The sequence below is a fragment of the Diaphorobacter sp. genome (genome assembly GCF_050251835.1).
GTDB lineage: Bacteria > Pseudomonadota > Gammaproteobacteria > Burkholderiales > Burkholderiaceae_C > JBFXIE01.
The window spans coordinates 43,954-64,010 of record NZ_JBFWLZ010000013.1 but is presented as its reverse complement, the minus strand read 5'-3'; the positions used below and the strand labels follow the sequence as shown (position 1 = coordinate 64,010).

The window sequence follows — 20,057 nt, the reverse complement described above, 5'->3', positions numbered from 1 at the left end:
CAACCCGGCGCATGGCCTGGCCCGGCAGGGCCTTGCCTTCTGCGGCCGCCACCCACGTCACCAGTCGTAACTGCCGTAACCGCCCAGCCCGGCGCATGGCCTTTGTTGCCGACGGGTTCTGTCAGTGCCGACAATGCAGGCCTGTGTCCAAAGCCGCCCGTGCGGCGCACCCGCAGGAGTCAGCACCGTGTTGGATTACCTTCGTCAGCTTGCGCAACAAGATCAGCTGCCCGCCCCAGTGACCGGCGAGGCGGACATCGACATGCTGCGCGTGCTGCGCGCGGCGGGCATGGTGCAGGCCGAGATTCCGGGCGTTGACAAGCCAGGCCGCACCGCGCGCCTGATCGCCGTGACCGGCCTGGGCCGCGCCACGCTGCGCGCCGAAACCGCGCGCGAGTTCATCGCCCGGCGCAAACAGTTGCCCGACATTCGATCAATGGGAGGCACGGTTTGAGGCAACCGCGCGGCGCCCCGTCCTTGTGCAAGCGCGGGCACCACCGCGCCACCAGGTCCATCGCACTCGCCCGGCCTGGTGCCGGAGCCAGTGGCGCGCGGCAATCCAACAGCGTTGCCACTTGTCGGCGTGCTGGCGTTTTGTGGCCGCGCTGCCCGGTGCGGCGACTGCCAGCTTGCTGCCAGCACGGGCGGCAGGTCTTGTGCAGCGCGACGCTTGTGCCGCGGGGGTGCTGCGTCTGAACCCCGCCAGCCACCCGCCGCTGCACCTGCTGTGGCACGACGAGCACATGGTTGCGCTGTACAAGCCCGCTGGCTGGCTGGTGCACCGCACCGGACTGGATGCGGGCGAGACCCGCTTTGTGGTGCAGGCGCTGCGCGACCAGATCGGCCAGCATGTCTATCCGGTGCACCGGCTGGACAAGGGCACCTGCGGCGTGCTCGTCATGGGCCTGCACCCCTCAGCGGCACGCGCCCTGGCCGATGCGTTTGCCCGGCACGCGGTACGCAAGCGCTATCTGGCGCTGGTGCGTGGCTGGGCGCCCGTGCAGGCCGACGTGGATCACCCGCTGCGCCCTGACGACGCGCCGCCGGACGCGCCCGCCCAGCCGGCCCGCACGCGGCTCAGCTGCCTGGCACGGCTGGAGCTGCCCGCAGCCAGCGACCCGCGCTTTGCCAGCACTCGCGCCGCGCTGGTGCTGGCCGAGCCCACCACCGGCCGGCGCCACCAGATACGGCGCCACCTCAAGCACCTGGCCCATCCCATCCTGGGCGACGCCACGCACGGCAAGGGGCCCCTCAACCGCTGGTGGGCGCAGCAGCTTGGGCTGCACCGCCTGTGGCTGCACGCCTGGCAACTGGGCCTGCCGCACCCGGTCAGCGGCCGCATCATCACGCTGGACAGCGGCCTGCGCTGGCCCCATGCAACCAGCGCAGCCGCGACCGCACTTGTGGACACGCCCGCGCAAATGCCCTGGCATGACTGGCAGACCCGCATATTTACCCTGCCCTGGCAGGGTGCACCGCCGGGCTGACGCTGCGCTAAAAGCCCTGGCACCCAGCACATGGATGCCCGATTCGGGCATTGGTCTGACAGGCAACGCCGCCGCCCCGTCCTTTAATGCGCAAATGGCGCCGCCGCTGATGATCAACGGCACCGCGCTACCATGCGCCGCACACCCGCGCGTTTTGCACCATGTCCATTGCACCACTGACCGCGCCGCCCACTGCCTCGTCCATGCTGACCAGCACGAGCCTGTCGGCATGCCTGCAAAACGATGACTTGCCCCGGGACGCGATGCTCTGCCCGGGCGATGCGCTGAACGCCGCAAACTTGCACCAGCTGCTGAATGCAGCACTGCCCGACAAAAGCCGCCACAAAGCAGCAGGCTGGTTTGATCAGACAGACTTTCTGCTGACGCGCAGCCACGTCGATGAAGACCAGGATGCCTATCACAACGCACTGTTCATCACCATCTGGAAACGGTGGGACTTCTGGCTGGCGCTGCCGCAAGACGATGCAGCACCGGCGCGTGCCAACGCATTGACGCAGGCCTGGACGCGCCTGCGCCATCGGGCACCGCCGCCGCTGGTGGATGGTTTGCTGCGTCAGTTTCGCAGTTACGACAGCGCGGGCCAGCCCGGCGACTGGCAACCGCTGCAAGAAGCCCATGCGCCCGCACAGGCACTGCCGGCATGCCTGCAGGCCTGGCGCCAGGTGATCGGCTATTGGCGTCTGGCCGAGGGTCAGCGCCGTGCCGGCCGGCCGCTGCGCGATCAGCTGCACGCCACGCTGACGCCCGCACGCGTGCAGGCGCTGACACTTTTGCCGATCTTCACCGCCCGCTACAACGACTGGAGCAACCCCGAACGCAACGGCTGGTGGGAAGACGAGGTGTGGATAGGCGCGCGCCAGCCCGGCCAGCGTGAAGGCCGGCAGTGGGGCCGTGTGCTCAAGCTCAGCTGGCGCAATGGGCCGGACGCACCGGGCGACGAGGAAGATGACGCACATGCCTGCTACCAGATCGACGTGACCGGCAGCGATGCGCCCCCCGAAGGCACCGCCCACCCGCCGGGCCTGCGCATCAGCTACAGCCAGCGGCAAAGCGATGCGCGTGTGCCGCTGCCCCTGCATGCCGTGCCGCACATGGCGCGGCTACTGGGTCTCTTCATCCACCTGGAGCACCGCCTGCAACTGGCCCATGCGCGCGATCTGCAGGCGCTGCTGACAGACGCCGCCATGCACGACATGCCGCCACCGCCAGCGCTGCCGCGCATGCCACCCTTCGCTGCGCACGAGACCGATGCCGAAGTGCTTGGCGCGCAGATCATGGCCTTGTCCCAGGACTGGCAGGCCCTCGGCCGCGCCCATGCCGCCCGCATGCGCGAACACTGGGAGCGCCCGCCAGCCTCGAGCATGCAGGCGGACGAGCAACACACCCCTGCACCGCCCGCGGACCCGCGCAGCGCGCAGGCTGTGGCCATGCTGCAGTTGGCACGCGCTGTGCATGCATTGGCGGACGCGGATCTGTCCGGGCGCTTTCACCGGCGCTTTGCCTTCGCGCCTCAGGCATTCGCCCACCTGGCCGCGCGCCACGGCCGCGCCGTGGATCGACTGCAATGGCAAGCCGACGGCCGCTTGCTGGCGCATGTGGCCGCCGCAGATGCCGGCCAGGCCGGGGCGTGGTGGGCGGTCAGCGCCGATGGGTGGGCGATCACACCCGCACCTGCACCCGCACCCGATGCCGCGCCAGAGCCCCAGGCGCGATCCAAAGACCTGCTCACCGCAGCGCCCGGCAAGGCCGCTGACCTTGCCGCACCGAACACCGTCGCGCATGGCCTGCACGTGTACGGAGACGACCAGGGCGACCTGCACGGCATGACCGAAGACGGCCGCGCGATTTGGCGCCACCATGTGGGCGGCGCCATTCTGGCCTTGGCTGCGTCGGCCGACGGCAACCTATTGGCCGTGGGCACTGCCGGCGGTTACCTGGTGCTGCTGCGCAAGGGCAGCGGCACCGACCCCCATCTGGTGAGCACTTCGCGCTATTACGAGTTGCGGCGCTTCATCTTCTGGCGCGATGCGCCAGGGCAGCTGGCCTGGTAGCCCGTCACGGGTCGCATCCGGGTAGGCTGGCGGCGGACATGCCAGGGCCGCGGCGCCGGTTGATGCGAAGCGTGAAATACATCTGGCGCCCCTGGGCATGCAGACTCATCAGAGCGCGCCCAACAAAAAACCACCGGGTGCCTGTACGGCACCTGGTGGTTTCAGCCAACATGCGCACCCGGCGCACCCGGCGCACCCGAGAGCGCCGGGTTGGGCGCGATCAGTGGAACTGCTCTTCTTCAGTAGAGCCGGTCAGAGCCTTCACGCTGGAGGAGCCGCCCTGGATCACGGTGGTCACGTCGTCAAAGTAGCCTGCGCCCACTTCCTGCTGGTGCGACACGAAGGTGTAGCCCTGCTCACGCGCTGCGAATTCGGGCTCTTGCACCATGTTTACATAGTGCTTCATGCCTTCGCCGCGGGCATAGGCGTGAGCGAACTGGAAGGTGTTGTACCAGTTGATGTGGATGCCCGCCAAAGTGATGAACTGGTACTTGTAGCCCAGCGCAGACAGCTCGTCCTGGAACTTGGCAATGGTCTTTTCGTCCAGGTTCTTCTTCCAGTTGAAGGAAGGCGAGCAGTTGTAAGACAGCAGCTTACCGGGGCAGGCAGCGTGCACGGCCTGGGCAAATTCGCGGGCAAAACCCAGGTCGGGCGTGCCGGTCTCGCACCACACCAGGTCGGCATAGGGTGCGTAGGCAACGCCGCGGCTGATGGCTTGCTCCAGGCCGTTGCGCACACGGTAGAAGCCTTCTTGCGTGCGTTCGCCCGTCAGGAAGGGCTTGTCGTTGGCGTCGTGGTCGCTGGTGATCAGGTTGGCGGCCTCGGCGTCGGTGCGCGCCAGCACGATGGTGGGCACGCCCATCACGTCCGCGGCAAAGCGCGCTGCAATCAGCTTTTCGCAGGCTTCCTGCGTGGGCACCAGCACCTTGCCGCCCATGTGACCACACTTCTTCACGGCAGCCAGCTGGTCTTCGAAGTGCACGCCGGCGGCACCCGCAACGATCATGTTCTTCATCAGCTCAAAGGCGTTCAGCACGCCACCAAAGCCGGCTTCAGCGTCGGCCACGATGGGCAGGAAGTAATCGATGAACTCAGCGTCACCGGGGTTGATGCCACGGCCCCACTGGATTTCGTCGGCGCGCTTGAAGGTGTTGTTGATGCGGCGCACCATGGTGGGCACCGAGTCGTAGGCGTACAGCGACTGGTCGGGGTACATGGTCTCGCTGGTGTTGCCATCGGCTGCCACCTGCCAGCCGGACAGGTACACGGCCTCCAGACCCGCCTTGGCCTGCTGCATGGCCTGGCCGGCAGAGATGGCGCCGAAAGCATTCACGTAGCCCTTCTTGGCGCCGCCGTTGATCTTGTCCCACAGCTTTTCGGCGCCGCGCTTGGCAAGGGTGTGCTCGATCTGCAGGCTGCCGCGCAGGCGCACTACGTCGGCAGCGGTGTAGCCGCGCTTCACGCCCTTCCAGCGGGGGTTTTGCGCCCAGTCTTTTTCCAGGGCTGCGATCTGTTGCTCACGGCTCAGTTGTGCGTTCAGGGAATCCGGCATGGTTGCTCTCCAGGAAAGTAAGGGGGGGAATCGACAGGCGCCGGTGCGTCGGCGTTGGGTACAACTTTAAGTCTTCTATAAGACTCAAAAAACCTCTTATGTCTTATAGAAGAGATAAATTTAAACCTTGAAAATCAATAGCATAGAGCATTCATTTCTCGATGCAAAAAACAATCCCTCTTTTCGGAAAAATTTGGACTACCAAAGAATCGCCGCTTATCACATCACGAAAATCAAAAACCAGTTAGCGAAAACTTATGGTGGCGGTGTCCGGCCCCATGCGATGGCGTTTTGCCCCACCGGCTTGCACCGCAGGGGCAGCCGGTACACGCAAGATGCGGGCTGCAAGCCGGGGAACACCAACAATTCGAGGCAAAAAATAGGCTGCATCGCTTGGAAAGGCGTTTCTTTCCCAGTAGCATCGCCTTCGCCAGTGCAGCCGCTGTTTTTCGCTGGTGAAACATTTCACTCCCAATAAGGACCATCCAACATGGCAACTGCAAAAACCGGGGCCGCAACTCCCGCAAAGAAGCGGGCCCCCAATGCCGCCTTCATGAAACCCCTGACACCCAGTCCCGCCCTGGCGGCTGTTGTTGGAGCCGCACCGTTGCCGCGCACCGAGATCATCAGCAAGCTCTGGATTTACATCAAAGAGCACAACCTGCAAGACGCCGCCAACAAGCGTATGGTGAACGCCGATGCCAAGCTCAAAGAAGTATTCGGCAAGCCCCAGGTGTCGATGTTCGAGATGGCCGGGCTCATCGGCAAGCACGTGAAGTAAGCAGTCCCCTCATTGGGCAAGACGGGCGTCAATCGTGGCCCGGCAGCAGAAACCGGTACGTTGTGCCGGTTTTTTGCTTTCTGATGCAAGCGCCGCCACTTGCCTGAACAGTATCCGCATTTGGGTGGCCCAAGAAATACAAGATGCAAATGCGATGAATTCGCATTTATAATCTTGTAGCCATATCCACCCACCGCCATGACTGTCAGCCCTTTTGCTGGCAAGCGCCTGCACTCATCATTTTTATGCGCTCATCCTATCGACCTGCCCTCTTCGGGAGCTTGCGCCGCAATGTCGCCATTGCCGCAGGGGTGCTGGCAGCGCATGCGTTAGGGCTGTGGGCGCTGCAGTCCGGCCTGGTGCGCAAATCGCCCATGATCGTCGCTCCAGCCCAGGTGATCAGCGCATTCACCGTGTCGCCTGCCGCGCCCTCGCCCTCTGCGCCGGAAGCCCCCGCGCCAGCGCCACCCAGGCCCGTCCTGTCCAGACCTGCACAGCCCAAGCCTGCAGTGCACAAAGCTCAAGCTCAAGCCCAAGTCCAACCTAAAACCACGCCCGCGCCACCACCCGCACCACAGGCCGTTGCCGAACCTGCGCCGGCGCCGCAAGCCCTCACGGAAGCAGTGCAACCGGCCCCTTCAGCACCCTTGACGCAGGCTGTTGCCCCCTCCGGCGCAGCCATTGCCGCCGCACCCACCGCCAATTCAGATGTGGACAAGGCCGCCGCGCCGGGTGGGCTGGCAACGGCATCCGGCATCCAGCTTCCCTCCAGCAGCGCCAGTTACCTGAACAACCCCAAGCCTGTCTATCCAGCCATCAGCAAGCGCCTGGGCGAGCAGGGCAAGGTGGTGCTGCGCGTACTCATCGGCAGCGACGGACTTCCCCAGACCGTACAAGTGCAGCAATCCAGCGGCTTCGAGCGCCTGGATCGCCAGGCCGTTGACGCCGTGCTGCGCTGGCGCTTTGTACCCGGCACGCGCAACGGAGTGCCCGAGGCCATGTGGAACCTGGTTCCGGTCAATTTCGTTCTCCAACCCTAGTCTTCACAGGAGTTTTCATGGATTCGCAATTCGGCATCGCCAATGTCTGGCTGCAGGGCGACTTCGTCACCCGCGCCGTCGCCCTGCTGCTCATCGGCATGTCGGTGGCATCGTGGATCGTCATCATCATCAAGGCGCTGGACATCCTGAGGTTCAGAAAGCACGCCCGGCAGGCGCGCGACTTCTGGCACAGCGAAGACTTTGCTGCCGGCCTGACCAAGTTGGGGGCCGACCCGGCCAACCCATTTCGACAGCTGGCGCTGGAAGGCCGCGAGGCCACGCAGCACCACCGCAACACCCAGGCCCATCTGCACGACAGCCTGGACGTGAGCGACTGGGTCACGCGCTGCCTGCGCAACTGCATCGACGAGTTCACGGCGCGCATGCAGTCGGGCCTGGCCATCCTTGCCTCGGTAGGCTCCACGGCGCCGTTCATCGGCCTGTTTGGCACCGTGTGGGGCATCTACCACGCGCTGGTGGCGATTGGCGCATCGGGCCAGTCCACCATCGACAAGGTGGCCGGCCCAATTGGCGAGGCGCTGATCATGACCGCACTGGGCCTGGCCGTGGCCATTCCGGCGGTGCTGGGCTACAACGCGCTGGTGCGCGGCAACAAGTCCATCCTGCACAACCTCAACAGCTTTGCGCACGATCTGCACGCCTACTTTGTCACCGGCGCGCGCGTGTCGGTGCACGGCGAGGCGGCCAAGGTGTTGCCCATCAAGAAAGGCTGATGCGCCATGGCATTCGGAACCCAGGACGACACCGACGAGGTGATGAACGAGATCAACATGACACCGCTGGTGGACGTCATGCTGGTGCTGCTGATCATCTTCATCATCACCGTGCCCGTCATGAAACATGCCGTGCCAATCAACCTGCCCAGCGCCAGCAACGCGCCCGAATCGGTCAAGCCCGAGACCATCCGCCTGTCGGTCACGGCCGACGGCCAGTACCACTGGAACGACCTGGCGATCAGCGACGACGAACTGGAACCCCGCCTGCGCGCACAGGCGGGCAAAGACCCGCAGCCCGACCTGCACATCCGCGGCGACAAAGACGTGCGCTACGAGCGCGTGGCCAAAGCCATGGCCGCAGCGCAGCGCGCGGGGGTGCGCCAGATCGGCTTTATCACGGAGCCCGCCCCCTGACGCCAGTGGTGCCGGCGCAGCGCCCTCCACACCTCCAGGGGCAGGGAATGGCCAAACCCCCAATGTACGAAAGGGTGCGCGGGTATTGCATTTGCAGCGGCAGGGCTCCCCCTAGAATTCTTTGGTCCGCGTCGTGCGGCCCCCTCAGGAGATAGAACAGATGAACACTGAAATCACCAGTATCGGCTCCGCCGGCTATGGCATTTCGCAGCAGCAACGTCACCGCGTACTGCGCAACACCTACTGGCTGCTGGCACTGAGCCTGGTTCCCACCGTGCTGGGCGCCTGGCTGGGCGTGGCCACGGGCATCACGCAGTCGCTCAGCGGCGGGCTGGGCCTGATCGTCTTCATGGCGGGCGCCTTCGGCTTCATGTTCGCCATCGAAAAAACCAAGCACTCGGCTGCCGGGGTGCCCGTGCTGCTGGCCTTCACCTTCTTCATGGGCCTGATGCTGTCGCGCCTGATCGGCATGGTGCTGGGCTTCAAGAACGGCTCCGAGCTCATCATGACGGCCTTTGCCGGCACGGCGGGCGTGTTCTTCGTCATGGCCAGCCTGGCCAGCGTCATCAAGCGCGACCTGTCGGGCATGGGCAAGTGGCTCTTTGTGGGCGCGCTGGTGCTCATGGTGGGCGCCATCATCAACGTGTTTGTTGGCTCCACGGCCGGCATGATGGCGATCTCGGTGGCGGCCATCGGCATCTTCAGCGCCTACATGTTGTACGACCTCAAGCAGATCCTGGACGGCGGCGAGACCAACTACATCAGCGCCACGCTGGCCCTGTACCTGGACATCTTCAACGTGTTCCAGAGCCTGCTGGCCCTGCTGGGCATCATGGGCGGCGAGCGCGAATAAGAAGCGCCACCGCGTAAACCAACAGCGGCGCTGCCCCGTGTGCAGCCGCTGCCAAGGCCCCGGCTTTGCCCGGGGCCTTTTTGCTGGGCGCTACGCCTCAACTTGGCGGCGCAAATGCCGATAAACCTCTCAACATGCTGCTGCTTCCACACTCCCCCTTGCCAGGCGCCCGCGCCCTGGTCGCTGCTGCCGCGCTGCTGTCGCTGGTGGGCTGCGAGATCCCCGGGCTGGGGCCGGATCCGCGCGTCGCCCAGCGCGACGCCGAGGCCAAGGCCGTCGGCGGCGCCTGCCGCCACGCCATGCGCGGGCTGGAGGACTGCTTCACGCTGAACCCCAAGGCGTCCAAGGCCCAGGTTTTCGCCGGCTGGAAGGAGATGGATCAGTACATGCGCGAAAACAAGATCGAGGGCGCGCCCTCGCTGCTCACACAGCTAGAAAACAAACCGGCAGACAAGCGCGCCGCCAGCCCGGCCGCGCCGGACGAGGAAGTGCTGGAAGACCGCCCCGCACCCCGCGCAGCGCGCAACCGCAGCTGACGCTTGGCGATTCAAAAAGTATAGCACTCAGCGCTTCATACACAAGGGCTGGGCGCCAAAAACGCTCTAGCTTTCTCAAGCAGCCCAGGCTTCGTCCACCCGCTCGAACACCGCCATGCTCTCCACATGGGCGGTGTGCGGAAACATGTTCACCACGCCGGCCGACACGCAGCGGTAGCCCGCCTGGTGCACCAGCAGTCCCGCATCGCGCGCCAGCGTGGCGGGGTTGCAGCTGACATAAACGATGCGCCGCGGCGGCTGCCAGCCCTCATGCCCCGGCGTGAGCACTGGCAGTGCAGGCGGTTGCGATGCATCCCCGGCGCCCAGCCCGTTGACATCGGCATCGCACGCCGGATCCGCCAGGCTGTTGCCCAGGCGCGCCTGGTGAATATCGGCAAGCGCCTTGGACAACGCAAACGCACCCTCGCGCGGCGGGTCCACCAGCCATTTGTCAGCCACGCCGTCGGCGATCAGCATGGCGGGCGTCATATCGAACAGGTTGCGCGCTACAAAGGTGGTAGCTGCCAGCGCTTCCGTGGCCTGCCTGCGGGCCTGGTTTGATTCGTAGTTGTCGCGCGAGCGCGCCACCAGCGCCTCGCTACCCTCAATGCCCAGCACCTCCCGCGCCTGGGTGGCAATGGGCAGCGTGAAATTGCCCAGGCCGCAGAACCAGTCGATCACGCGCTCGTCCTTGCGCGCATCCAGCAGGCGCAGCGCGCGCGTGACCAGCACGCGGTTGATGTGCGGGTTGACCTGCGTGAAGTCGGTGGGCTTGAAGGGCATGGTGATGCCAAAGTCGGGCAGCGCGTAGGCCAGCTGCTCGCCGCCTTCATCCAGCAGGTGCACCGTGTCCGGCCCCTTGGGCTGCAGCCACCACTGCACGCCATGCCCGGCGGCAAAGGCGCGCAACTTGTCCTTGTCGTCGGGCGACAGCGGCTCCAGGTGGCGCAGCACCAGCGCGGTGACGGTGTCGCCACAGGCCAACTCGATCTGCGGGCAGGTGTCGCGCGCGGCCAGGCTGCCGATCAAGGCACGCAGCGGCAGCAGCAGGGCATCGACATGCGGCGGCAATATCTTGCAGGTCTCCATGTCGGCGATGTAGCGGCTTTTGCGCTCATGAAAGCCCACCAGCACCTTGTCCTTCTTGGCCACGTAGCGCACCGACAGGCGTGCGCGGTAGCGGTAGCCCCAGGCCGGGCCCTCGATGGGGCGCAGGATGGTCTCGGCCTTCACCTTGGCCAGGTGCCAGAGGTTGTCCTCCAGCACGCGCTGCTTGACGGCCACCTGCGCCGCCACATGCAGGTGCTGCATCTTGCAGCCGCCGCAGGCGCCCGCGTGCAGGCCAAAGTGCGGGCAGCCGGGCTGCACGCGCTGGCTGGACTGGCGGTGCACTTCGGTCAGGCTGGCCTGCTCCCAATTGTTTTTCTTGCGGTGGGTGTTGGCGCTGACCAGCTCGGTGGGCAGCGCGCCGTCGATAAAAACCACCTTGCCGTCGGGCTTGCGCGCGACGCCCTGGGCGTCCATGTCCATGGCGGTGACTTCCAGCCAGCCGGGCGGAAGGTCGGTGGTGGTTTGCGGTGGGGGGCTGAATTCTGTGGGGTCGCTCATGGCCCGATTGTCTCAGGCTGGCCCTGCCCTGCAGGCCTGCGGGCGCCAGCCGCTCAGCCCCTGCAGGCCTGCGGGCGCCAGCCGCTCAGCCCCTGCCGGCCTGCGGCGCCCGTGCCGGTTGCGCCGGTTGCGCCGGTTGCACAGGTCGCAACATGGACGCGCCGCGCGAAGCCGCGCTGGTAGCCGTGAAGGGCAGGCGGTTGATTTCCAGCTCGCAGCCCTGGTTGTCCAGCGAGAACACCAGCGTGCCGCCCGGAGCGACCTGCGGCACGGTCTCGTGCAGGTGGCGCGACAAGTCCACCGGCGGAATCTGCGAGCGGTAGATGACTTGCTGGTCTGCGCCATAGACCAAATAGCACGCGGCCCAGGCACCTGGCGCGCACAGACCGGCCATCAATGCGGCCGCACCGGCCGTGGCAAAACGAATGGCTCGCATGGGAATCCCTTCTCTCTTGCTTTGTGGATGCGCGGGATTATTGCGGAGTTTTCCCCGGCATCCCAAGCGCCATCACGCGTCACAGACGAGATGACTTTCCGCACGAAAACACTCGGATTATCAAACGACTTGTTGATTGAATTTTTAAATAATCCCACACAGGTCTTTAGTTAATCAAACAAACCAATTTCGACCTCGCTGCAGGCAATTAATCTTTTGAGACCACGCGCATTTCACAAAAATCGACGCATGCGCATTTTTTGTGCACAAATCCCTGGTAGGCAGCAACCACCAAACGTTAATCGTGACCAGAAAAGGCCTGGCACCCACCCACTGGGGCGAGAGGTTGGCGCGAGTGTGCGCCTGCGCGGCGTACAGCGAGCCGATTACTGTCACCTTTTCCAAAGGAAATCAACCTGAATATCCGGCAAACCGTTTGACACTGGTCAAGCAAAGAATCGGGGGGTGGGATCAAAATGCATTCACGTAGTGAGCACTCAAAGAAGAAATTTATGTCAAAAACCTCCCCCCCTCTGACTGCCGGCGCAGCCCCTCAACCGGGCAAGCGCACCTTCCTGCAAGAACTCGTCGGCCTGGCCACCGCCTTTGGCCTGGCTGGCGCCAGCCAGGCCGCCACGCCCTTCGCGCCGGGCCAGCCACAGCGCCGCCCCGGCATGGAGGGCAAGCGCTTCGGCATGCTGGTGGATCTGCGCAAGTGCATCGGCTGCCAGGCCTGCACGGTGAGCTGCTCGGTGGAAAACCAGCCGCCCATCGGCCAGTTCCGCACCACGGTGCTGCAGTATGAGATCAACAAGGACGACGGCAGCGCGCCCGCCATGGTCAGCCTGCCGCGGCTGTGCAACCACTGCGACGAGCCGCCCTGCGTGCCCGTGTGCCCGGTGCAGGCCACCTTCCAGCGCACCGACGGCATCGTGCTGGTGGACAACGAGCGCTGCGTGGGCTGCGGCTACTGCGTGCAGGCCTGCCCGTACGACGCGCGCTTCATCAACCACGAGACGCAGACCGCCGACAAGTGCACCTTCTGCGAGCACCGCCTGGAGGTCGGCCTGCTGCCCGCCTGCGTCGAAAGCTGCGTGGGCGGCGCGCGCGTGATCGGCGACCTGAATGACCAGGGCAGCGAGATCAACCGCCGCATCGCCGAGCACACGCAAGACATCAAGGTGCTCAAGCCCGGCATGAACACTTCGCCGCGCGTGTACTACATCGGACTGCCCGATGAGTTCGTCAACGGCGTGGACGGCCAGGCCAGCGTGCGCCTGCTGTCCGACCACTGAACCCCAAGGAGCGCACCATGCAAATCATCGAACTCCTGACCCCGCACTACGAGGCGGCCTGGCTGCCCTGGGCCGTGCAGTATTTCTTCCTGGTCGGCGTGGCCACCGGCGCCGCCATACTGGCCGCGCTTTGCGCCTGGGGCAAGGACGGCGGCACGCTGCAGCGCCTGCTGCCCGCCGCCGTGCTGACGCTGGCCGTCAGCAGCATTGCCGCGCCCGTGTCGCTGCTGGCCGACCTGCACCAGCCCGCGCGCTTCTGGCACTTCTATGCGCACTTCACGCCGTGGTCGTGGATGTCGGTCGGCGCGCTGCTGCTGCCCGTGTTCGTCACGCTCAGCGTGGCGATGTGCGCCGCCTGGTGGCTGGGCAGGCCCGGCTGGATGCGCCTGCTGGCGCCGCTGCTGGTGGTGTCGGCGCTCACCATTTCGGTCTATACCGGCGCCGAGATGATGGTGGTGCGCTCGCGCCCGCTGTGGAACACGCTGTGGGTGCCCGTCAACCTGGCGCTGACCGGCTGGCTGGCCACCGTGGGCGCGGCCTTCGTGCTGGAGCGCTTTCTGCCCGCCACGCTGCGCCCCGGCGCTGAAGCGCTGCAGACGCTGCGCGGCATGGGCCTGGCGCTGGCCGGCGCGCTGCTGGTGGTGGCGCTGGCCTGGGTCGCAAGCGGCTTGGGCGGCGACAGCCCATCCTTCAGCGCCGCGCTGCGCCTGTGGAACGACTTCCCCGTGTGGCGGCTGACGATGATCGGCTCGGCCATTGGCGGCGCGGCCGTGCTGGGCGCGCTGCTGCGCGGGCGCCACCGCCTGCATGCCAAGGGCTACACGCTGGTGCTGGGCCTGGGGCTGGCGGCCGCCGCCTGGGCCTTCCGCTGGGCGCTGTTCATGGGTGTGCAGGGTGTGCCCAAGTTTGGCGCGGGCCTGTACCTGTACCACATGCCACTGGGCGGTGACGGGCTGCTGGGCATGGTGGGCGTGGCGGGCCTGTGCGTGGCGCTGGTCGGGCTGGCCAGCTGGGCGCTGGAGCTGTTCCCGGCACGCAACGCCCCCGCAACCACTGCCGCCTAAGATTGATAACCAAATCGGCCTCTAACGCAATAAAAGCAAGCGCTGGCAGCTATCAAAATCAAAGTGATATCCGCTGGCGCTGCACCTGAAAGCGCAGACCATGACTGACAAGAACAAGCACCCCACCCCTGAACCACAGGACAACCCCGACACCCAGCGCCGACGCCTGCTGCTGCGCGGCGGCGCCGTGGCCGGCGGCCTGGCGGCCTTTGCCGCCGGCTATGGCGAGACCGTGGCCAAGGGCGCCAAGGGCCTGGTGACCGGCACGTCCGGCACCGCCACGAAGAGCGCCACGCGCGGCAACTCGCTCACGCCCGAGTTCCGTATCGACCCCATGACCGGCCAGCTCACCACCCAACCGGGCCAGGTGGTCAGCCCCAGCAGCTGCCTGGGCTGCTGGACGCAGTGCGGCATCCGCGTGCGCGTGGACACGGCCAGCAACAAAATCATCCGCGTGGCAGGCAACCCCTACCACCCGCTGGCCACCACGCACCACGCGCCCATGGAAACGCCGGTGCGCGAGGTGTACGCCATGCTGGGCGGCGACAACGGCCTGGAAGGCCGCGCCACCAGCTGCGCGCGCGGCTCGGCCATGCTGGAGCACCAGACCGCCGCCCACCGCGTGCTCACCCCGCTCAAGCGCGTGGGCCCGCGCGGCTCGGGCCAGTGGAAGAGCATCTCGCTGGAACAGCTCGTCAAGGAAATCTGCGAGGGTGGCGACCTGTTCGGCGAAGGCCATGTGGACGGCCTGGCCGCCATCCGCGACGTGCAAACGCTGATCGACCCCGAGAACCCCGAGTACGGCCCCAAGGCCAACCAGCTGCTGGTGACCGACGCCTCCAACGAAGGCCGCACGCCGCTGATCAACCGCTTTGCGCGCCAGTCCTTCGGCACGGTGAACGTGGCCAACCACGGCGCCTACTGCGGCCAGACCTACCGCGTGGGCACGGCTGCTGCACTGGGCAACATCCCCGGCATGCCGCACGGCAAGCCGGACTGGAAGAACTCGCGCTTCGGCCTGTTCCTGGGTACGGCGCCGGCGCAGTCGGGCAACCCCTTCCAGCGCATGGGCCGTGAGCTGGCCGAAGCCCGCTCGCGCGAAGACGACGCCTACCGCTACGTGGTGGTGTCGCCCGTGCTGCCCATGTCGTCCAGCCACGCGGCGGGCGACAACAACCGCTGGCTGCCCATCAAGCCCGCCACCGACCTGGCACTGGCCATGGCGCTGATCCGCTGGATCATCGACAACGAGCGCTACGACGCCAAGTACCTCACCCAGCCCGGCCCGGCCGCCATGGCCGCCGCCGGTGAGGCGAGCTGGAGCAACGCCACCCACCTGCTCATCAACGACCCCAAGCACCCGCGCTACGGCCAGTTCCTGCGCGGCGCCGACCTGGGGCTGCCCATGCCCGAGCCGGTGGACGAGAAGACCCCGGCCGAAGACGTGTACGTGGTGCAGGTGGCCGATGGCAACGGCGGCTTCAAGCTGGTGCCCCACACCGTGGCCCAACCGGCCGAGCTGGTGGTGGAGCGTGAATTCACCCCGATCAAGGCGGCAGATGCCACCGAGGAGCCCAAGCCGGTTGCCGTGTGCACATCCTTCGGCCGCCTGCGCGAGGAAGCGCGCCGCAAGACGCTGCAGGAATACTCCGACCTGTGCGGCGTGCCGGTGAAGGACATCGAAGACCTGGCGCGCGAGTTCACCAGCCACGGCAAGCAGGCCGTGGCCAACTCGCACGGCGGCACCATGAGCGGCGCGGGCTTCTACACCGCCTACGCCATCGCCATGCTGAACAACCTGATCGGCAACCTGAACGTCAAGGGCGGCTGGGTGCTGGACGCAGGGCCGTTCGGGCCGTTTGGCCCTGGCCCGCGCTACAACTTCGCGCAGTTCGAGGGCGCGGTCAAGGCCACGGGCGTGGCGCTGTCGCGCACGCGCTTTCCGTACGAGAAGACCAGCGAGTTCAAGCGCAAGAGGGAAGCCGGCCAGAACCCCTACCCCGCCAAGGCGCCCTGGTATCCCGCACCCGGCGGTATGAGCAGCGAAATGCTGGCCGCCGGCCTGCTGGGCTACCCCTACCCGGTGAAGGCGTGGATCAACCACATGAGCAACCCGGTGTACGCCATCTGCGGCTTTGAGAACACGCTGGTCAGCGCCCTCAAGGACCCGAAGAAGCTGCCGCTGTTCGTGTCGGTGGACCCGTTCATCAACGAGACCTCGGCCCTGGCCGACTACATCGTGCCCGACACCGTCACGTACGAAAGCTGGGGCATCGGCGCGCCCTGGGCCGACGTGATCGCCAAGAGCAGCACCGTGCGCTGGCCCACCGTGGAAGCGGCCACCGCCAAGACGGCTGACGGCAAGCCCGTGAGCTTTGAGAGCTTCGTCTTCGCCGTGGCCAAGCAGCTGCAGCTGCCCGGCTTTGGCAAGGGCGCGATGAGCACCAAGGACGGCGAACCGCTGGACCTGGAAAGCGCCGAAGACTTCTACCTGCGCGGCATGTGCAACATCGCCTACCAGGCCGGCAAGCCCGTGCCCGAAGCCAGTGACGACGACATCGCCCTGACTGGTGTCAGCCGGTGGATGCCCGAAGTGGAAAAGCGCCTCAAGCCCGAGGAAGTGCGCCGCGTGGCCATGGTGATGAGCCGTGGCGGGCGCTTCGACAAGATCGAAGACGCCTGGAAGGGCGAGCAGATCAAGGCCGCCTACAAGTTCCCGGTACAGCTGTGGCACGAGGGCCTGGCCAAGATGCGCCACTCCATGACCGGCGAGCGCTACGTGGGCTGCCCCACCTGGTTCCCCACCCGCTTTGCCGACGGCAGCAGCATGCGCGAGCGCTTCACCGAGCAGGACTGGCCGCTCACCATGAGCAGCTACAAGTCCAACCTGATGAGCAGCATGTCGATTGCCGCCAGCCGTCTGCGCCAGGTGCACCCGCACAACCCCATCAGCCTGAACAAGGACGATGCGGCCAAACTGGGCATCGCCAATGGCGACCGCATCGAGGTCAGCACCCCCGGCGCCAAGCTGCAAGGCGTGGCCCTGGTGCGCAGCGGCATTGCCCAGGGGGCCGTCGCCATCGAATACGGCTACGGCCACACGCAACTGGGCGCCGTGGCCCACACGGTGGATGGCAAACCCATGGCCCACAACCCGCAGCACGGCAACGGCGTGAACCTGAACCGCCTGGGCTTTGCCGACCCCACCCGGCCCGCCAAGGACAACGTGTGGATCGACTGGGTCTCTGGCGCCGTGGTGCGGCAGGGGTTGCCGGTGAAGGTACGGCGCGTGTAAGGCACAGGCAACTGGCCCGGCGTGACGGCCGGGCGCCGCGCATCATCGATGGGTGTTAGGGCCTGTTCATAGGCTTTTCATGGTGCCCGCACGTGCAGCTGCCCTGCCACTGAGACCAAAATGCGCCCATGGAATCCGTGCTGCAAATCGGCCCCCTGGTGCTGCCCTGGGCGCTACTAATCCTTCTGGCCGCCTGGCAGCTGGGTACGCTGGTTCACGAGCGCCTGTCTGCACGTATGGGCCTTGCCCCCGGCGCACACAGCTGGCGCATGGCGCTGGCGGCCTTGCTGGCAGCGCGCCTGGCATTTGTGCTGCGCTACGTCGATGAATACGCCGCCGTCCCCTGGACCGTGCTCGACATACGTGACGGCGGCTGGCAGCCCTGGGCCGGCCTGGGTGCCGCCGTGCTTTACCTGGGTGTACTGTGGCTGCGGCGTAGCCCGTGGCGCAGGCCCGCCGCCTCGGGCCTGGCCACGTTTGCCGCCGTGTGGCTTGGCGGTCTGACGCTGCTGTGGAGCACGGCCCCTGCGGACAGCCCCGGCCTGCCGGACTGGCAGGGCGTGGCCCTGGATGCGGACACCGTCGCACTGTCGCAACTGAGCGGGCGACCCGTGGTGGTGAACCTATGGGCCAGCTGGTGCCCGCCCTGCCTGCGCGAGATGCCAGCGCTGCTGCAGGCGCGCAATGCACAGCCGCACATTCGTTTTGTATGGGTGAACCAGGGCGAGCCGCCCGAGACAGTCGTGCGCTTTGCCGCACAGCACGGCCTGCCCACAGCTGATGTGGTGATGGATCAGCACTCGCAGCTGGGTCGTTTGCTGGGCCGCAAGGCCTTACCCACCACCTTGTTCTATGACGGCCAAGGGCGGCTGGCTGCGGTGCGGGCGGGAGAGCTGTCAAGCGCCACACTGGCCCATCACCTGACCGCAATTGCCGCGCCAGCCACTGCGGCCAAAAATTGACGGACTGAAGGTCGGTCACGCTGCAACAAGGCGTTGCGGGCAATGCATCGGAAATGGGAACCGCGCGAGGCACCGGCGGCGTGCAAGGCAGCAACGCCGGTCAGACGCTGGACAGCGGGCTATTTGTTTTCGCCCACGCCCAGGCGGTCAAACAGCCCGCCGCGCGGGCTGTCGGTATTGACCGCCTTGCCGCTGGCCGCTTCCACAGCCGCCACAAAGTGACTCATGGCCTCTGCGGCCTTGGCGCGCTGATCGCCGCTGTTGATCGTCTCATCCACGCTGCGTCCGTCGGCCATGTGAACACGCACCCAGCTGCGCGGGGAGTACGCAATCTGGTCGATCAGCGTCAGCGGCACGTCAAAGGCTGTCGCCGGGAACGCCAGCGCTTGGGCCGCGGTGCCAGAACGCGAGCGCACGCGCGCCACCGGCTTCACGCCCAGGTAGAAGTCTGCGCCCGTCACCTGCGCCGACTGGTGCGGCACGCCCACGGTCAACACCGCCAGGCCGGCCTTGGCGCTGATCCAGGACGCTCCCAGCACAGGGCATTGCGGCCGCGAGCAAACCACGCTTTCGGGCGCCACAGTGACGGTTCTGGCGCCGTCCTCGGCCACGCCCTGACGAACCTGAGGCACCAGCGACTGCTGGCTGGCACACCCCGCCAAAACCAAAGCACACAGCAAGACAGGCAAGGACAGCAGTTTCATGGAGGTTCCTGGTTTCCACTCGATCATCAACAGGTCGCCTAAACCCGCTTGGTAAAGGACTTGGCTGTGATCGACGTAGGGCATTACGGTCGTTTTTACCGTCGGAGGCGCGCATCTTTTACTGGCGCGGGAGATGGAGCGATTTGCGCGGCATCGACACTTTCGACCTTATCGTCGATCAGGATGAATCTTAGCGCCCTCGAACTTGCCTTGAAACACCCTGCTCTTCGCCTACTTACGGCGACATCTCACCGAGCGTTGCGTTCATGGCCCAGGTGCTCGGTCAGTTCGGCATCCAGCGCCTTATCGACCAGCCGCTTGGTCAACTGCTTGAGCAGTCCGTTCTCACATCTCGCTCGCACCAAGATCTGGCTACATTGAACACGCCCTAGTCAGATGCCAGAAGCGCCGCGTCATCCAAAGTCAAAACGAAAGCACCCGAAAGGCTTTGCGGCGCGGCAGTCGTCGGCTCCTGAACCCAGCGATGGGTGGCGGACTCCGCCTGGGCAGCCTTCAGGCTGGAAGCGCTGACTTGCATCTGGTGGAGCCGGTTCTGCAGGAGCACGCCGGCTTGAGGTGTCGGTGCAGGATTCGGGGCTGGAGCTGGCACCGGTGTTGGCACGGGGGCCGGTGCGGGCGCGGGAGAAATATCTCCCCCACCACCACAAGCGCACAGCATCACAGCCAGTGCGCAGCAGGCCAGAGCACACCCAGCGCGTCTGGCCGCGGATGACCCGGAGGGCATGGGGGCGATACACAGCATGGCGTCAGTTGGCGATGGGATAAGCACCTTGGACACAGATGAACCAGGTCATGTTGTTCGGGGTGATGGGGAGCATGTTGGGTAGTGCAAAGGTCGTAACCCCATTGCCTCCGTAGGTGTCTCCCAGCAAAGAATAAAGCTCTGGATACTGGCTGATCGAGAGAATTTGTCCCAAGGCGGGCATGCCCACTCCTCGCTTGATGGCAGAGAGCGTCATCTTTCCCAAGACACACTTCCCTGCCTCGGCAGGATTAGGAACTGAGAAGCCTTGGCCGACGCTGGAGCCGAAATACTGAGTGAAACCAGCGCCGCCTGCCGGGCCTTGCGGTCCAGCAGGCCCTGTAGGGCCGGGGTCGCCCTTGTCTCCTTTCGGGCCTGCCGGGCCTTGTGCGCCCGCGGCACCAGCGGGGCCGGGATCACCTTTGTCCCCCTTGGGACCAGCAGCACCGGCAGGGCCT

General features: G+C 66.0%; 19 protein-coding genes. 14 read left to right on the top strand and 5 right to left on the bottom strand.

Annotation, left to right across the window (positions count from 1 at the left end; genetic code table 11):
* Window positions 1-187 precede the first annotated feature (187 nt).
* The 3 genes from AB7E35_RS06810 to AB7E35_RS06800 all read left to right on the top strand — a co-directional run bounded on the left by AB7E35_RS06810 (window position 188) and on the right by AB7E35_RS06800 (window position 3,559).
* Entirely contained in the window at window positions 188-454 is a 267-nt protein-coding gene (locus tag AB7E35_RS06810) for a hypothetical protein (RefSeq protein WP_428162784.1), read from the top strand.
* A 289-nt stretch (window positions 455-743) separates the two neighbouring features.
* Complete coding sequence (locus tag AB7E35_RS06805) at window positions 744-1,487, top strand: pseudouridine synthase (RefSeq protein WP_428167289.1); 744 nt, start codon at window positions 744-746, stop codon at window positions 1,485-1,487.
* A gap of 161 nt (window positions 1,488-1,648) precedes the next feature.
* Window positions 1,649-3,559: a hypothetical protein gene (locus tag AB7E35_RS06800; RefSeq protein ID WP_428167280.1), complete on the top strand. Its 1,911-nt coding sequence runs from the start codon at window positions 1,649-1,651 to the stop codon at window positions 3,557-3,559.
* Window positions 3,560-3,779: 220 nt separating this feature from the next.
* Here the strand turns inward: AB7E35_RS06800 and aceA are convergent, their stop codons facing one another.
* Window positions 3,780-5,111 (bottom strand): isocitrate lyase, encoded by a 1,332-nt coding sequence (gene aceA, locus AB7E35_RS06795; protein ID WP_428162782.1) that lies wholly within the window; start codon window positions 5,109-5,111, stop codon window positions 3,780-3,782.
* 127 nt (window positions 5,112-5,238) lie between these two features.
* Here aceA and AB7E35_RS06790 point away from each other — a divergent pair, with 127 nt between their 5' ends.
* The 7 genes from AB7E35_RS06790 (at window position 5,239) to AB7E35_RS06760 (ending at window position 9,472) form a co-directional block, all read left to right on the top strand.
* Window positions 5,239-5,589 (top strand): hypothetical protein, encoded by a 351-nt coding sequence (locus AB7E35_RS06790; protein ID WP_428167279.1) that lies wholly within the window; start codon window positions 5,239-5,241, stop codon window positions 5,587-5,589.
* A 12-nt stretch (window positions 5,590-5,601) separates the two neighbouring features.
* The gene (locus tag AB7E35_RS06785) at window positions 5,602-5,892 is read left to right on the top strand and encodes an SWIB/MDM2 domain-containing protein (RefSeq protein ID WP_428167278.1); all 291 of its coding nucleotides are present in this window, start codon (window positions 5,602-5,604) and stop codon (window positions 5,890-5,892) included.
* 245 nt (window positions 5,893-6,137) lie between these two features.
* Window positions 6,138-6,932, top strand: coding sequence for an energy transducer TonB (locus AB7E35_RS06780; protein WP_428167277.1), 795 nt, complete (start codon window positions 6,138-6,140; stop codon window positions 6,930-6,932).
* Window positions 6,933-6,949: 17 nt separating this feature from the next.
* Complete coding sequence (locus AB7E35_RS06775) at window positions 6,950-7,666, top strand: MotA/TolQ/ExbB proton channel family protein (protein ID WP_428167276.1); 717 nt, start codon at window positions 6,950-6,952, stop codon at window positions 7,664-7,666.
* A gap of 6 nt (window positions 7,667-7,672) precedes the next feature.
* Window positions 7,673-8,083 carry an ExbD/TolR family protein gene (locus AB7E35_RS06770; protein WP_428167275.1) on the top strand — a complete coding sequence of 137 codons (411 nt, stop codon included), beginning with the start codon at window positions 7,673-7,675 and terminating at the stop codon, window positions 8,081-8,083.
* Window positions 8,084-8,243: 160 nt separating this feature from the next.
* Complete coding sequence (locus AB7E35_RS06765; RefSeq protein ID WP_428162776.1) at window positions 8,244-8,936, top strand: Bax inhibitor-1/YccA family protein; 693 nt, start codon at window positions 8,244-8,246, stop codon at window positions 8,934-8,936.
* A gap of 140 nt (window positions 8,937-9,076) precedes the next feature.
* Complete coding sequence (locus tag AB7E35_RS06760; protein WP_428167288.1) at window positions 9,077-9,472, top strand: hypothetical protein; 396 nt, start codon at window positions 9,077-9,079, stop codon at window positions 9,470-9,472.
* 75 nt (window positions 9,473-9,547) lie between these two features.
* On the opposite strand, the gene rlmD is transcribed toward AB7E35_RS06760, so the two are convergent.
* Both rlmD and AB7E35_RS06750 read right to left on the bottom strand, forming a co-directional pair.
* Window positions 9,548-11,080 (bottom strand): 23S rRNA (uracil(1939)-C(5))-methyltransferase RlmD, encoded by a 1,533-nt coding sequence (gene rlmD, locus AB7E35_RS06755; RefSeq protein ID WP_428167274.1) that lies wholly within the window; start codon window positions 11,078-11,080, stop codon window positions 9,548-9,550.
* An 85-nt stretch (window positions 11,081-11,165) separates the two neighbouring features.
* Window positions 11,166-11,516, bottom strand: a complete 351-nt coding sequence (locus AB7E35_RS06750) for a hypothetical protein (RefSeq protein WP_428167273.1) — start codon at window positions 11,514-11,516, stop codon at window positions 11,166-11,168.
* Window positions 11,517-12,028: 512 nt separating this feature from the next.
* Here AB7E35_RS06750 and dsrO point away from each other — a divergent pair.
* From dsrO to AB7E35_RS06730, 4 genes are all read left to right on the top strand, one after another.
* Window positions 12,029-12,811 carry a sulfate reduction electron transfer complex DsrMKJOP subunit DsrO gene (gene dsrO, locus AB7E35_RS06745; RefSeq protein WP_428167272.1) on the top strand — a complete coding sequence of 261 codons (783 nt, stop codon included), beginning with the start codon at window positions 12,029-12,031 and terminating at the stop codon, window positions 12,809-12,811.
* A gap of 17 nt (window positions 12,812-12,828) precedes the next feature.
* The gene (gene nrfD, locus AB7E35_RS06740) at window positions 12,829-13,875 is read left to right on the top strand and encodes an NrfD/PsrC family molybdoenzyme membrane anchor subunit (RefSeq protein WP_428162772.1); all 1,047 of its coding nucleotides are present in this window, start codon (window positions 12,829-12,831) and stop codon (window positions 13,873-13,875) included.
* 100 nt (window positions 13,876-13,975) lie between these two features.
* Complete coding sequence (locus AB7E35_RS06735; RefSeq protein WP_428162771.1) at window positions 13,976-17,170, top strand: tetrathionate reductase subunit A; 3,195 nt, start codon at window positions 13,976-13,978, stop codon at window positions 17,168-17,170.
* Window positions 17,171-17,298: 128 nt separating this feature from the next.
* Window positions 17,299-18,132, top strand: a complete 834-nt coding sequence (locus AB7E35_RS06730) for a TlpA family protein disulfide reductase (protein WP_428162770.1) — start codon at window positions 17,299-17,301, stop codon at window positions 18,130-18,132.
* A gap of 119 nt (window positions 18,133-18,251) precedes the next feature.
* On the opposite strand, the gene AB7E35_RS06725 is transcribed toward AB7E35_RS06730, so the two are convergent.
* Entirely contained in the window at window positions 18,252-18,836 is a 585-nt protein-coding gene (locus AB7E35_RS06725; RefSeq protein ID WP_428162769.1) for a hypothetical protein, read from the bottom strand.
* A gap of 767 nt (window positions 18,837-19,603) precedes the next feature.
* Window positions 19,604-20,057 (bottom strand): tail fiber protein (locus AB7E35_RS06720; RefSeq protein WP_428167271.1); only part of this gene is annotated, 454 nt, incomplete at its 5' end.

What these genes read in the sequence shown, in the direction of transcription:
- AB7E35_RS06805 (WP_428167289.1), top strand. Translation starts at nt 744, where the DNA reads ATGGTTGCGCTGTACAAGCCCGCTGGCTGGCTGGTGCACCGCACCGGA.
- AB7E35_RS06800 (WP_428167280.1), top strand. Translation starts at nt 1,649, where the DNA reads ATGTCCATTGCACCACTGACCGCGCCGCCCACTGCCTCGTCCATGCTG.
- aceA (WP_428162782.1), bottom strand. Translation starts at nt 5,111, where the DNA reads ATGCCGGATTCCCTGAACGCACAACTGAGCCGTGAGCAACAGATCGCA.
- AB7E35_RS06785 (WP_428167278.1), top strand. Translation starts at nt 5,602, where the DNA reads ATGGCAACTGCAAAAACCGGGGCCGCAACTCCCGCAAAGAAGCGGGCC.
- AB7E35_RS06780 (WP_428167277.1), top strand. Translation starts at nt 6,138, where the DNA reads ATGCGCTCATCCTATCGACCTGCCCTCTTCGGGAGCTTGCGCCGCAAT.
- AB7E35_RS06775 (WP_428167276.1), top strand. Translation starts at nt 6,950, where the DNA reads ATGGATTCGCAATTCGGCATCGCCAATGTCTGGCTGCAGGGCGACTTC.
- AB7E35_RS06770 (WP_428167275.1), top strand. Translation starts at nt 7,673, where the DNA reads ATGGCATTCGGAACCCAGGACGACACCGACGAGGTGATGAACGAGATC.
- AB7E35_RS06765 (WP_428162776.1), top strand. Translation starts at nt 8,244, where the DNA reads ATGAACACTGAAATCACCAGTATCGGCTCCGCCGGCTATGGCATTTCG.
- rlmD (WP_428167274.1), bottom strand. Translation starts at nt 11,080, where the DNA reads ATGAGCGACCCCACAGAATTCAGCCCCCCACCGCAAACCACCACCGAC.
- AB7E35_RS06750 (WP_428167273.1), bottom strand. Translation starts at nt 11,516, where the DNA reads ATGCGAGCCATTCGTTTTGCCACGGCCGGTGCGGCCGCATTGATGGCC.
- dsrO (WP_428167272.1), top strand. Translation starts at nt 12,029, where the DNA reads ATGTCAAAAACCTCCCCCCCTCTGACTGCCGGCGCAGCCCCTCAACCG.
- nrfD (WP_428162772.1), top strand. Translation starts at nt 12,829, where the DNA reads ATGCAAATCATCGAACTCCTGACCCCGCACTACGAGGCGGCCTGGCTG.
- AB7E35_RS06735 (WP_428162771.1), top strand. Translation starts at nt 13,976, where the DNA reads ATGACTGACAAGAACAAGCACCCCACCCCTGAACCACAGGACAACCCC.
- AB7E35_RS06730 (WP_428162770.1), top strand. Translation starts at nt 17,299, where the DNA reads ATGGAATCCGTGCTGCAAATCGGCCCCCTGGTGCTGCCCTGGGCGCTA.
- AB7E35_RS06725 (WP_428162769.1), bottom strand. Translation starts at nt 18,836, where the DNA reads ATGAAACTGCTGTCCTTGCCTGTCTTGCTGTGTGCTTTGGTTTTGGCG.